Raw genomic sequence first — 12,137 nt, 5'->3', positions numbered from 1 at the left:
GTAAAACGTCCATGCTTGAGGTGCTGCGACGCGTTATTCAGGAAGTGAATAGCGCGCGTAATCTTGATGCGGCGCTCTCAACGATGGTGCGCCGGATCCGCAAAGCGATGCTGACCGATGTCTGCTCGTTCTATCTCTACGATAAAGAGCTTGAGTCGCTGGTGTTGATGGAAACCATTGGCCTGCGTACTCAGGCTGTTGGCCGCGTGGTTTTGCCCCTCGGCGAGGGGCTAGTGGGGTTGGTCGCCAAGCGTAGCGAGCCGCTGAACTTAGAAGATGCGCGGATACACCCGCATTTTCGCTACTTTGAAGCGACCGGAGAAGAGCGCTACTCCAGTTTTCTTGGCGTGCCGATTATTCATCAACGCCGGATGCTCGGGGTGCTGGTGGTACAGCAGGCGGAAAAACGCCGTTATAACGACGAAGATGAAGCGTTTTTGGTCACCATGGCGGCGCAGCTGGCAGGTGTGCTTGCGCACGCGCTGGCAACCGGTAACCTCACGCGTCCCTCGTTGTCCGGCAGCCAGGCGATGTTTAAAGGGGTGGCCTCGTCTCCCGGTATAGCTATGGGGGAGGCGGTTGTGATTGCCCCGCCGGCCGATCTCAATAGCGTGCCAGATTTGGTGCCAAGCGATGAAGCCTTTGAAATCTCCCGATTGAAAGAAGCCATTGCCAAGACCCGCGATGAAATTCGCGCGGCGGCCGAGCGATTGGTAAACCGTATTTCTAGCCAGGAGCTAGCGCTTTTTGATGTTTATCAGCAGATGCTGGGTGAGGCGGCGCTTTCTGAGGAAGTCGAAAAACGCATCCGTGAAGGGCAGTGGGCGCCGGGGGCGTTGGCCGATGTTGTGCGCCGCCATGTGCAGTATTTAGAGCGAGTGGATGACGACTATCTGCGCGAACGTGCGGCGGATATTCGTGATCTCGGTCGCCGCGTGTTGGCGCATTTGCAAGAAGACTCCCCCAACACACCTGAAACCTACCCCGATAACGCCATTTTAGTCGGCGATGAAATCAGTGTGGCCATGCTAGGGGAAGTGCCACGCGATAAGCTGAAAGGACTCGTCTCGGTACGCGGTTCTAGTACCTCTCACGTAGCGATAGTGGCGCGTGCGATGGGCATTCCCACAGTGCTGGGGATGGTCGATTTGCCGCTACCACGGCTTTCTGGCGCCCAGGTAGTGCTCGATGGCCACCGCGGGCGGCTCTTCGTGCGCCCTACCGCTGAGCTGAGTAGCTACTACGGAACCCTCATCGCAGAAGAAGAGGCACTTACTGCGCTGCTTGAGCATGAGCAGGACCTGCCCAGCGAAACGACCGATGGCCATGAAGTGCCGTTGATGGTGAACACCGGTCTTGCCGTCGATGCGGCCACCCTGCTGAAAAGCCGAATCAGCGGGGTGGGGCTATACCGTACCGAAGTGCCGTTCATGATCACCGAGCGTTTTCCCGGTGAAAAAGAGCAAACACGCTTGTATCGCGATCAGCTAGAGGGCTTCTCACCGCTGCCGGTGGTGATGCGCACGTTGGATATCGGTGGCGATAAAGACCTGCCTTATTTCCCTATCGAAGAGGCTAATCCATTCTTAGGCTGGCGCGGAATGCGTGTCACCCTTGATCACCCCGAAGTGCTGATGGTGCAGCTGCGGGCGATGCTCATGGCGTCGCAAGGGCTGGATAATCTTTACGTGCTCTTCCCCATGATCACCAATGTGGAAGAGGTAGACGAAGCGCTTAAGCTTTTGGATCGCGCGATTGTCGAGCTGGGGGAGGAGGGCATTACGGTTCAACGCCCAAGCGTTGGTGTGATGATTGAAGTCCCTGCGACGATTTATCAGATGGATGCGCTCGCCAAGCGTGTCGACTTCTTCTCGGTGGGCAGCAACGACTTAACCCAATACCTGTTGGCCGTTGACCGTAACAATCCACGCGTCTCTGATCTTTATGATGCGATGCATCCCGCGCTACTCGGCGCACTGGTTGAGCTTGCCCAAGATGCGAGGCGCCTGGATAAGCCTATTTCGCTATGCGGCGAACTCGCGGGCGATCCCGCGGGGGCGCTGTTGTTAATGGCGATGGGGTTTACCAGTCTCTCGATGAATGCACCCAGCTTGCCCAAAGTGCGTGCCGCCATTCGGCGTGTGTCGTTTAACGATGCGCAAACGTTGCTGGATGAGATTATGTGCCTCGATACGCCTGCCCAGGTGCACCAACACTTAGAAGCGCGAATGGAAGCGTGGGAGCTTTCGCACCTGATGCCGCCCAAAGATTAAACTTTTGCTGTGCTGAGCAGATGTCGGTCGTCAATGAGGGCGGTCTCACCCTGAAAACGCCCGTGTGGCCCGAAGCGCTGTTCGGTGATGGCGGTATTGCCTTGGTAGTCGAGCGTTACCCATGTAGTCGCCCGGGTGCCGTATGTCTCCCCCACAATAAACGCGGCGGATAAGCGTTGCTCTAAGGTCAATCCCACGCCGGTGTCGGGTAGCGCGTGGGTAGGGGCTTCGTCGGTTTGTTGAATGACTTGGCGCGAGGTTTTTGGCCATGTGATGGGCGACGTGGTGTCTTGTGCCACCGCTTGGTGAAGCTTAACCGTTTTCGGCCACGGCGAGTTGAGGTCGGCATTGGAGAGTGCGTGTACGCCGCGCGGCACTTCGCATAATGCCGTGCGTTCCCGGCCGTGGTGGAGGTGCCACATCTGGGTGGGTGTTGCGACAAGCAGGTTAAACCCTGCGTAGCGCGGTGCTTTTTCAGCCAGTTGCTCAAGCCAGGCGGGTAAATCCTCGCAGGTGAGCGCTTGCACCACCAACTCACCGCGACTGGGTGCATCAGGTGGCGCTACCAGCGCTGGGTCGCGCACATTAGTCAGTGTGGCAAGCACGCCTTGGCGGCTAAATGCCAGCCATGTGCCGCCGGCTTCGAGATCGCGCCCACCGGTGATTGGCGCCTCATCCCAGTCGTGCAGCCCTGCTGTCGGGCGCGCGTAAAACTCATCGCGATTGCCAATTAACCTTAAGGGTGTTGGCGCGCCGGGTTGCCAATCAAAGGCGAGTAAACACATGGCATTAGACTCTTTGCTATAAATGTTCTTCATTAGCCAACATGACAGTGACGCGACCGCCACGTACACTCAGCGCTGCTTTTATTCGCAATGCGCTCCCCCACCCTTGTCGCAATAAGCGGGGCCAACGGAAAGGCACAGCCATGCAAGGTTATCACCGTAAGGAGCATTTCTGGAACGTCGTTATCTGGCCAATTCTATGGCCCTGGCTGCTGGCGCAGTTCGCACTGGTCGGGCTCTGCGTGATAGTGGGTGTCGTCGTATGGGGAATGAACCCTGAACAAGCCTCGTGGGGCACGGTGGCGGCATTGATGACGGCACTGTTGCTGGGCAGTAGTCTCAACGTTGTCGCGTTTATCGCTCTCATCCGTGCGCGGGGACGGCGCATTGAGTCTAAGTTCGAGCAGGTATTAGGTGAATTAGAGCAGCACGCCTCAATGCTATGTGAGCGTAGTGGGGATTCTGCGGCTTTATCGGGTGAGGAGGCTAAAACGCAGCGTCCCTCTGCACGCATCCATCACGTTATCGCGCAATTAGCCCAGCTTGGGCAATGTACGCCAATCTCAGCATCTTCCTCTTGCAAGTTGCCGGATAGCAGTGCCCAGCAAACGCTACTCGATGACTTGGCGAATAAACAGCAACAGCTCGATCAGCTGTTGCAAGGACGTGAGCGCGCTCGGGAAGAGTCGCGGCTAAAATCCAGCTATTTGCATCTGCTTCAGCGCGAAGCCAATGCGCTGTTTGAGCATTTGGGGGATTTAAGCACGGCTTCGCCAGATGCGCGTGAGGCAGACCTTAAAGAATGTCGTGAGCGGTTGGCTGATATTCGTGCGCTGTTGGTCAATGTGGTAGAAGAGGCGCCCGAGGCATCGATTATGGTATCGCCTGCACACCAGCGCAGGGTGTTAGTGGTTGACGACGGCCCCGTTAATTTAATGCTGGCACAGCAAGTGTTGGAAAAACACGGGCTTGAGGTGGAGGCCGTCAATAGCGGTGAAGATGCGCTCGCGCTGCAACAAACCTACACGTTTGACCTGGTATTTATGGATATTTTTATGCCCGAGATGGATGGGTTAGAGACAAGTCGCCGCTGGCGCGCTTATGAGAAAACCAATGGTCAGCCAAGCGCGATTCTCGTCGCGCTGACGGCGAATGCCGATACCGCCGGTCGCGAACGCTGCTTACAGGCCGGCATGAACGACTTGATCGCCAAACCCTATCAACCCGAAAGCCTGATGAATAAAGTCGCCGCCTGGTACCCTGATGATGTACCGGAGGTTTCCCCGTCATGACTGTATTAATCACGCTGCTGGGTTATCTGGCATTAGGGTCAGTGGCTGGCACCATGGCTGGGCTTTTTGGCGTCGGGGGCGGTTTGATTATTGTCCCCGTCCTCGCGTTTGCGTTTGAACTGCAAGGCGTTGCTCCCGAGGTGCTGATGCATTTAGCGGTGGGGACGTCGCTTGCCACCATTGTAGTTACCGGCGCCTCATCCGCATTTGGCCACTTTCAAAAAGGGAGTATTCATCAGCCGTGGTTTATGGCGCTCTTGCCGGGGTTGATGCTAGGGGCGGTTGCCGGCGTTTTCGTAGCCGGTAACTTATCCGGCACGCTACTGGGTACGCTATTTGGTATTTTTGTGTTGTTAGTGGCCGTCAAAATGATGCTGGGGCTTGCGCCCAAGCCGGGTAGTGTCGCGCCTGGCAAGCCAGTGATGGTGCTCGCCGGTACGGTGATCGGCGCTATTTCCGCGCTTTTCGGTATCGGTGGGGGAACACTGGCCGTGCCGTGGCTGTCACGTTGTGGTGCCACGATGACACAAGCGGTGGGTACATCCGCCGCCTGCGGGTTACCCATCGCCTTCTTCGGCGCAATGACATTTATCATCGTCGGGTGGGATAACCCGCTTCTCCCCTCCACCGCGACGGGTTTTGTGATGTGGCCGGCGTTTATCGGTATTGTACTGGCGAGCGTGCCCTTCGCACGCCTTGGCGTTAAGCTTGCCCACGTGCTGCCAGCACATATCTTACGCTATGCGTTTGCCACGTTATTAACGTTAGTTGGGTTACGTTTTGTCCTCGGTTGATTAGCATTTAGGCCGTGTTTATTTTTGTAAATTTGTGAGAGTGCGATGATTGCTTATCCCGAGATTGACCCTGTTGCCGTCTCCCTTGGCCCCTTTCAGGTGCATTGGTACGGGCTAATGTACGTGGTGGGATTCGTGGCTGCTTGGTGGCTGGGCGGCAAGCGTGCCGCACGTATTGGTCTCACGCGCGATGACATTGGCGATTTGCTCTTCTATGCGGCTATTGGTGTAGTGGTGGGTGGCCGCGTAGGGTATGCGTTGTTTTATGGCCTGGAGCAACTCGCGGCAGACCCGTTGTGGATTTTCCGCGTGTGGGATGGCGGCATGAGCTTCCATGGCGGCTTGCTCGGTGTCGCGCTAGCGGCGTGGTTTTTCGCACGCAAAAAAAATCTCGCTTATTTAACACTGACAGACTTTATCGCTCCGCTGGCGCCGATTGGATTGGGCGCCGGGCGAATAGGTAACTTTATCAACCATGAGCTGCCCGGTCGCGTGACGTCGTTACCGTGGGGTATGCCATTCCCCGGCATGGGGCCTGAGCCGCGTCACCCGTCATCCTTGTATGAAGCGCTACTCGAAGGCGCGGTGCTCTTTGTGCTGCTATGGTGGGTATCTGCTAAGCCACAAAAGCGCGGGTTTGTCTCAGGGGTATTTTTGCTTGCCTATGGTGCTTTCCGCTTCTTGGTGGAGTTTGTTCGCCTGCCGGATGCCCATATTGGCTTTATTGCCTTTGGCTGGGTCACCATGGGCATGCTCCTCACGCTGCCGATGATGGCGTTTGGCGCACTGCTGATAGCATGGTCGCAAAAGCAATCGGTGGATGTGAAAGTTAACGATGCAAGCTGATGCTAGAAAGCCAAATTTGCTAGTATTTGATAAATTTTACCCGCGAATGGATATACCGTGACGGCGACAGAGCCTTTGAAACAGCCTTCGGCAACGCAGCATGCACTTGAGCAGCCTTATCTTGATTTGATGCACACCGTGCTGAAACATGGTGTGGATCGTGAAGATCGCACTGGCGTGGGTACGCGCTCGGTGTTTGGTCATCAGATGCGCTTTGATTTGGCGCGTGGCTTTCCGCTGTTAACCACCAAAAAACTCCACCTGCGTTCGATCATTCACGAGCTGTTGTGGTTTCTGCGCGGCGATACCAATATCGCCTATTTGAAAGAAAACGGGGTGAAAATTTGGGACGCGTGGGCGGATGAGAACGGCGACTTGGGGCCGGTATACGGCTATCAATGGCGCAGCTGGCCGCGCCCGGAAGGCGGCAGTGTCGATCAAATCAAACACGTGGTTGAGCAGATTCGCACCAAGCCACAATCGCGGCGTCTGATTGTTTCCGCTTGGAACCCGGCGCAGGTGGATGAAATGCAGTTGCCGCCCTGTCACTGTTTATTTCAGTTCTATGTGGCCAACGGGCGGCTTTCCTGTCAGCTCTATCAACGCAGCGCGGACATTTTTCTCGGTGTGCCGTTTAATATCGCCAGCTACGCGCTGTTGCTCAGTATGGTGGCCCAAGTCACCGGCTTAAAACCGGGCGAGTTTATTCACACGCTGGGTGATGCCCACCTGTACAGCAATCATCTCGAACAAGCGCGCGAACAGCTAACGCGCACGCCCAAAGCCCCACCGCGTCTCGTGCTTTCGCCCGAGGTGACGGACCTTTTCGCGTTTCAGTTTAATGATATCCGCATCGACGATTACGACGCGCATCCGCATATCAAAGCAAAGGTGGCGGTATGACTTCACAAGTCTCTTCACAGCAGCCTACAGCGACCGAACCGTTAGTGCCGGTCGCCATGATCGTCGCGATGGCAAAAAACCGCGTGATCGGCGTTGAGGGCAAGCTACCCTGGTACCTGCCGGAAGATTTACAGTTCTTTAAGCGTATGACGCAAGCCAAACCCTTGGTGATGGGGCGTAAAACGTTTGAGTCGATTGGCAAACCGCTACCCAACCGCCTCAATATCGTGGTGACCCGCGATACTCGCTGGCATAAAGAGGGCGTGCGCGTTTGCCACCGCCTGGAAGACGCCCTCGCATTGGCGGATCAACAGGCCACTATCGAAGCGGCAGAAGAAGTTATGGTGATGGGCGGCGGTGAGATCTACGCGGAAGCCATGCCGTTTGCCGAGCGGCTTTATATCACTGAGGTTGATATCGAAGTGGAAGGCGATGCCTACTTCCCCGAGATTGACCCACAGTGGTGGCAAGAAGTGCAGCGCGTGCCAGGAACTCCTCAGCATGGCCAACCTGCCTATGATTTTGTCGTCTACGAGCGCCGTCAGCGTGTGTGACGCTGCTAAAAATAGGAGCTAACGCATATGGCAGCCCGCGTGATGCAGTTATTGGATGACCTAGAAGCCCGCTTAGAGCAAGCTCAGCATGAAATCAACGTGTTGAGAGAGGAGAATCAACGTCTAAAACAAAAGCTTGGGGAGCAGGGCGCCGCCGAAGAAACACGAGCCTCAGTTGAAGTTCTATCCACGTCGCATGTTCCGTCTACGTCGCCTGCCGTTGATCGCACACCCGCAGCGGAAAACTCCGCAGAGAGCGTGGAAAGTGTGAGAAGTGAGGAGAGTGTGAGAAGTGAGGAGAGTGTCAAGCCGCCGTCTCCCCATGCGTTATTGGATCAGTGGTACGAGCGTTACCCAAAGGCCTTTTTCAAAGGCCATACCAAACCACTGAAAGTAGGGATTCACCAAGACTTAGCCGAACGCGAACCGTGGTCAAACAAATTGATTCGCCGCGCGCTTGCCAACTACGTCAACCTGCCGCGCTATGCGAAAGCCATGCGAGAAGGGGCCGAGCGGATAGATTTAGAAGGCAACTCGGTCGGCGTTGTCGACCAGCAGGCAGCGCAATTTGCCGCGGAGAAACGCCAACACAACGCGCCTACTGATAAAAAAGCGCCAAAAAACGTGCCGCCGGCGGCACCAAAGGCAGAGCAAAACGGCGATAAAAGTCACTCTGAAAAAGTGCAGAAGCAGCGTCAAAAGCCCAAAAAAAGGTCAAGAGGTGAAGAAAAACAGCGGGTTGAAGAGCGCCCCCTCTCGATGGAAGAGAAGCTGGCTAGTCTGCAAGCCAAATTTGAGCGCACCTGAGACAGGCTTTATTCGTGGGTGTTCCATGCAAAAAGCGCGAATAATTAAAAAACAGTGTTTTTTTCTATTGCGTTCACTGAAATCCCGGTATAAAGTTCTACCTGCGAGCATTGGACTATAACAAGGTTTGTGCAGGACATGCCCTCCTCGCTAAAGGGGAATCAAAAAAAGCATGCCGCCAAACCAACAGCAGGCGAAAGCCTGACAAACGATCGAAACAGTAAGCTAGTTAAGGAAACTACTCATGAAAAAGACACTTTTAGCAACTGCTATCGCCGGCGCGGCCTTTGCCTCTGGCGCCCAAGCAGCTACCGTATACAACGAAGACGGTACCAAGCTGGATATCTACGGCAACATCCAGATCGCTTACTACAGCACTGATGACGCATCTGGCGACGCACAAGACGGCATTGCTGATAATGGTACAACCTTCGGTTTTGCTGCTGAGCACATGATCACGCGCGATCTGGCCGGTTACTTAAAGCTTGAGCTGGACGATATTAAAGCAGACGAAATGGCCACTGCTTCTGATGCCAGCGATGCGGGCGATACTGCTTACGTTGGCCTCAAAGGCAACTTCGGTGACGTTCGTCTAGGTTCTTACGACCAGCTGATCGACGACTGGATCCAGGATCCGATCACCAACAACGAAGGTTTTGACGTATCTGATTCTACTACGGCGCATGGCGATGGTAGCAATCAGCAAACCGATAAAGTGACCTACACTTCACCGTCTTTCAGCGGCATGCAGTTCGCTGTTGGTACGCAGTATAAAGGCGACTTTGACTCTGCTGATAGTGGCGTCGATAACGATAGCAGCAATGCTTCTTTCTTCGGCGGTGCTAAGTACTCTGCAGGTGCCTTCTCTGTCGCTGCAGTATATGACAACCTAGATAACGTGTTGTACAACAACAACGGCACTGCAGACAGCGTTGGTGATCAGTACGGTATTACTGCCCAATATACTGTCGATTCCTTGCGCCTTTCTGCGAAACTTGAGCGCTTTGATTCTGATATCGCTGATGGTGATTCGACTAATTTCTACGCGCTGGGTGCACGCTACGGCTACGGCAATGGCGACATTTACGGCGCTTACCAGTATGTCGACGTGGGTGCTGGCACTTTCTTGTCTGAACTGGATGAGTCACTCCAAGACGAGCAAGATCGTGACGAAACCTACAACGAAGTTATTATCGGCGCGACTTACAACATCTCTGATGCGATGTACACCTGGGCTGAAATCGCCATGTATGATCGTGAAAACGACGAAGATGACGGCGTTGGTGTTGGTGTAACTTACATGTTCTAAACTTTCTTGCAGGGTTTCCTGCCTGAAGGAAAGAATACGAAAGCCGATCCTCAGGGGTCGGCTTTTTTTTTGCAAGCGTAGCGAACGAGGTTTTATGAAAACGCCATTATTTGCCGTCAGCCTGTTAGCGCTGAGTATGACGTTGGTTACAGCATCTCACGCCAGCGAGATGCGAGATCGCTTTCGTGAAGAGGGCGGTGGGCTCGATTTAACCGGCTTCTTCAATGCGGAAACGGATGCCCGCAGCCGTAGCTTTCGCTTTGGTGGCGTCAATGAGCATGATTTCAACGTGACTCGCGCGGGTATCTACCGTTTTGATAGTCGCACGACGGCTGGCTACTCTGATGACTACGGTATTGCGGCCGTGCTTGAAGATGGTGAGGGAAATGTCATTGAGCGTACTGAGGCGTTAGGCCAAAACGGCGGGTTGGCAATGCGTCAGCAGCTTGAACCGGGTCACTATGTGTTGCGCGTAGAGGCTCATCGCTTTGGTAGCCGCGGGAAAGCGGGAGATGGCTACTCCGTCTTGGTTAACGCCCTTAATGAGAAAGGGCAAGTCGTTGACGATGGGGTCGAAGACGGCAGCGGTATTGTGTTTTCGGGAAAAGCTCGCGAAAGCGATGACTCCGTTTTTGTACGCAGCGAAAATGCCGTCGTAGCTCTTGGAAGTCGCCGACGCAATAGCGAACAAAGTGATGAGGAAGCCGGAAATACCCGTGTTGTCGCGAGCAGTGCAGCAGAAACGAAGCAGCCAGGTTCTGCTGAGGTGAAAGAGCGAGCATCTTCTTCACAACGTGATGGAGGTACTAAGGATGCGCCTGAGTCCTCCGCTTTCAAGACCTTGGTGACGGACGTCAAAATTCGCGCGCGTGGTGAGGTGTTAACGTTCGATATGGCAGAATCATCAAACGTTGCAATTACTACATCGACTTACCCGACCGGCTATGAGGACACTTATCGCATCGAGCTCGACGTGCTGAATGCTCAAGGTCGTGTCGTTGCTGAAGGGGCGGGGGAAGGCTTCGATGGTGATGTTGATCTGCGTACCCAACTCCAGCCAGGACGATATACGATTCGCGTGAATGGCCAAAAGTTCGGTAACGCACGCGATGGTGTTAATAATTATGAGCTGAAGGTGCAGCAGCTGGATTGATTCAATACCACCCGTCAGCTAAAAAGGCCTGTATTCAACAGGCCTTTTTTGGGCGTTGCGCTTACTTAAAATTTATACATCACCATGCCTTGTAGGCGCAGTGCATCCCCATCGCGGCCGTCGGCTACTTCGCGTGTATGGTAACCCGCCTCGACCCCGTAGTTGATGCGTTTAGCCGGTGACCAAATGTAGTTCAGGTGAATCGCTTCAAACTGTTCGTTAGCACCGTTTACACCGGCAATGCCTGCTTTTTCGGCGTCATCCAAATCGGCATGTGAAATGCCGTAGCCTAAGTTAATATCGCCAGGGCCTACAGCTAGGCTCATACCTACATTAGCACCCCATGCTTTTATGGTTTCAATGCTGTCACCGTCTAGGAAGCCGGGGGCTGATGGGTTGTTCTGCATATACTCACCGATACCGTCGCCATAGGTGAGTGCGCCGCGAAGTGTCAGGCGTTCGGTAGCGAGATAGCGTGACGCCACGGTTACGCCCCAGCCGGTCGCGCTATCATCCGCGCTGCTACCTTCGACTTCTAGTTGGCGGGCCATCGCGGCGGCAGAATAGTATATGTCGCTGGTTTGGTTTTGGTAGCGCAAGGTTAGGTCAGGCATCCCGGTTTTGACGTCGTCGTGCACGGCATACACTCCGCGGCTTGGGTTAAAACGTGTGGCAATGCCGTCTCTGTAGTCGTCTGGGTCTGGGTTCTCTAGGGCGACATGCCAGTGGTTCCACGAGTAGCGAAGCTGCGCCTTACGCCCGCTTTTGCTTTGCCCGGGGCTCGGTGCAAAGTCAATGGTGGGCGTGCGGCTCAGCTGGCTGCCAAAGTTGGTCCAGGTTTTACCTGCCAAAATACCGTTCCAGCTGCCGTAAGCGTGGCGAAGGCGAAGATCTCCGCCTTCCGGGGCATTATTAAACCAGTCGACTTCCACTTGGGTAACGAGCGGAGTGCCTTCCACTGGGGTGGTGGTTTTAAAGCCGGTGCGGCTTTGGTAGGCGTGCATATTGAAGTGGCCATCGCTTCCTTCCTGGCCGTCAATCAGAATGCGTGGCCGTGCCGCCACGTCACCCAGATCGTTGTCAACATCATAAATCATGTCGAGTTTGGCAAAGCCATACACGCTGGCTTGGGTATTGCCGACATCAAAGGCAACCGCACTGGCGGTATTATCTGTGACGGCAAGCGATAAAGCGCTTAGGGAAAGAACGGTAGGTTTGAATAAACGGGGTCTCATGAGGCGGCTCCATCGAAGGGTGGCGTTGGGTTAGTGTTGCAACCCTTTTGAACGTCGCTCTATGGTAGCGGTCTCTTATCTGATCTCCCATCCAGATTGGTCGATAAAACCTGATATTAATCAATAAAAAGCAATTTATACTGTAATATGTGTTTTTAATAGATTAAAATAATGTTAAGAGATATT

11 protein-coding genes are annotated in these 12,137 nt (G+C 54.5%); 9 read left to right on the top strand and 2 right to left on the bottom strand.

Annotated features, from left to right (window positions below; translation table 11 throughout):
- Positions 1-11: 11 nt before the first annotated feature.
- Positions 12-2,273, top strand: coding sequence for a phosphoenolpyruvate--protein phosphotransferase (gene ptsP / locus HZS81_RS15395; protein WP_179931416.1), 2,262 nt, complete (start codon positions 12-14; stop codon positions 2,271-2,273).
- On the opposite strand, the gene HZS81_RS15390 is transcribed toward ptsP, so the two are convergent.
- Positions 2,270-3,058, bottom strand: coding sequence for an NRDE family protein (locus HZS81_RS15390; RefSeq protein ID WP_179931400.1), 789 nt, complete (start codon positions 3,056-3,058; stop codon positions 2,270-2,272). The two genes, ptsP and HZS81_RS15390, sit on opposite strands and share 4 nt — an antisense overlap.
- Positions 3,059-3,201: 143 nt before the next feature.
- Here HZS81_RS15390 and HZS81_RS15385 point away from each other — a divergent pair, with 143 nt between their 5' ends.
- The 8 genes from HZS81_RS15385 to HZS81_RS15350 all read left to right on the top strand — a co-directional run bounded on the left by HZS81_RS15385 (position 3,202) and on the right by HZS81_RS15350 (position 10,716).
- Entirely contained in the window at positions 3,202-4,350 is a 1,149-nt protein-coding gene (locus HZS81_RS15385; RefSeq protein WP_179931399.1) for a response regulator, read from the top strand.
- Positions 4,347-5,144, top strand: coding sequence for a sulfite exporter TauE/SafE family protein (locus tag HZS81_RS15380; RefSeq protein WP_179931398.1), 798 nt, complete (start codon positions 4,347-4,349; stop codon positions 5,142-5,144). The genes HZS81_RS15385 and HZS81_RS15380 overlap by 4 nt, the downstream gene beginning before the upstream one ends.
- A 45-nt stretch (positions 5,145-5,189) precedes the next feature.
- Positions 5,190-5,990 carry a prolipoprotein diacylglyceryl transferase gene (gene lgt, locus HZS81_RS15375; RefSeq protein WP_179931397.1) on the top strand — a complete coding sequence of 267 codons (801 nt, stop codon included), beginning with the start codon at positions 5,190-5,192 and terminating at the stop codon, positions 5,988-5,990.
- Positions 5,991-6,119: 129 nt separating this feature from the next.
- Positions 6,120-6,893 (top strand): thymidylate synthase, encoded by a 774-nt coding sequence (locus tag HZS81_RS15370; RefSeq protein WP_241697530.1) that lies wholly within the window; start codon positions 6,120-6,122, stop codon positions 6,891-6,893.
- The gene (locus HZS81_RS15365; protein WP_179931396.1) at positions 6,890-7,447 is read left to right on the top strand and encodes a dihydrofolate reductase; all 558 of its coding nucleotides are present in this window, start codon (positions 6,890-6,892) and stop codon (positions 7,445-7,447) included. Before HZS81_RS15370 ends, HZS81_RS15365 begins: the two co-directional genes overlap by 4 nt.
- Before the next feature lie 27 nt (positions 7,448-7,474).
- Positions 7,475-8,254 carry a ProQ/FINO family protein gene (locus tag HZS81_RS15360; protein WP_179931395.1) on the top strand — a complete coding sequence of 260 codons (780 nt, stop codon included), beginning with the start codon at positions 7,475-7,477 and terminating at the stop codon, positions 8,252-8,254.
- 244 nt (positions 8,255-8,498) lie between these two features.
- Positions 8,499-9,563 (top strand): porin, encoded by a 1,065-nt coding sequence (locus HZS81_RS15355; RefSeq protein ID WP_179931394.1) that lies wholly within the window; start codon positions 8,499-8,501, stop codon positions 9,561-9,563.
- A gap of 94 nt (positions 9,564-9,657) precedes the next feature.
- Complete coding sequence (locus HZS81_RS15350) at positions 9,658-10,716, top strand: hypothetical protein (RefSeq protein ID WP_179931393.1); 1,059 nt, start codon at positions 9,658-9,660, stop codon at positions 10,714-10,716.
- Between the two features lie 65 nt (positions 10,717-10,781).
- On the opposite strand, the gene HZS81_RS15345 is transcribed toward HZS81_RS15350, so the two are convergent.
- Positions 10,782-11,951: a DcaP family trimeric outer membrane transporter gene (locus tag HZS81_RS15345; protein ID WP_179931392.1), complete on the bottom strand. Its 1,170-nt coding sequence runs from the start codon at positions 11,949-11,951 to the stop codon at positions 10,782-10,784.
- Positions 11,952-12,137: the final 186 nt, after the last annotated feature.

It is taken from the genome of Vreelandella salicampi (genome assembly GCF_013415105.1).
Taxonomy (GTDB): domain Bacteria; phylum Pseudomonadota; class Gammaproteobacteria; order Pseudomonadales; family Halomonadaceae; genus Vreelandella; species Vreelandella salicampi.
The sequence above is the reverse complement of the archived record's forward strand: the minus strand, read 5'-3'. Positions and strand labels throughout refer to the sequence as shown.

Coding starts and splice junctions, on each gene's coding strand:
- HZS81_RS15355 (WP_179931394.1), top strand. CDS start 8,499: ATGAAAAAGACACTTTTAGCAACTGCTATCGCCGGCGCGGCCTTTGCC.
- lgt (WP_179931397.1), top strand. CDS start 5,190: ATGATTGCTTATCCCGAGATTGACCCTGTTGCCGTCTCCCTTGGCCCC.
- HZS81_RS15385 (WP_179931399.1), top strand. CDS start 3,202: ATGCAAGGTTATCACCGTAAGGAGCATTTCTGGAACGTCGTTATCTGG.
- HZS81_RS15345 (WP_179931392.1), bottom strand. CDS start 11,951: ATGAGACCCCGTTTATTCAAACCTACCGTTCTTTCCCTAAGCGCTTTA.
- HZS81_RS15360 (WP_179931395.1), top strand. CDS start 7,475: ATGGCAGCCCGCGTGATGCAGTTATTGGATGACCTAGAAGCCCGCTTA.
- HZS81_RS15390 (WP_179931400.1), bottom strand. CDS start 3,058: ATGTGTTTACTCGCCTTTGATTGGCAACCCGGCGCGCCAACACCCTTA.
- HZS81_RS15350 (WP_179931393.1), top strand. CDS start 9,658: ATGAAAACGCCATTATTTGCCGTCAGCCTGTTAGCGCTGAGTATGACG.
- HZS81_RS15380 (WP_179931398.1), top strand. CDS start 4,347: ATGACTGTATTAATCACGCTGCTGGGTTATCTGGCATTAGGGTCAGTG.
- ptsP (WP_179931416.1), top strand. CDS start 12: ATGCTTGAGGTGCTGCGACGCGTTATTCAGGAAGTGAATAGCGCGCGT.
- HZS81_RS15365 (WP_179931396.1), top strand. CDS start 6,890: ATGACTTCACAAGTCTCTTCACAGCAGCCTACAGCGACCGAACCGTTA.
- HZS81_RS15370 (WP_241697530.1), top strand. CDS start 6,120: ATGCACACCGTGCTGAAACATGGTGTGGATCGTGAAGATCGCACTGGC.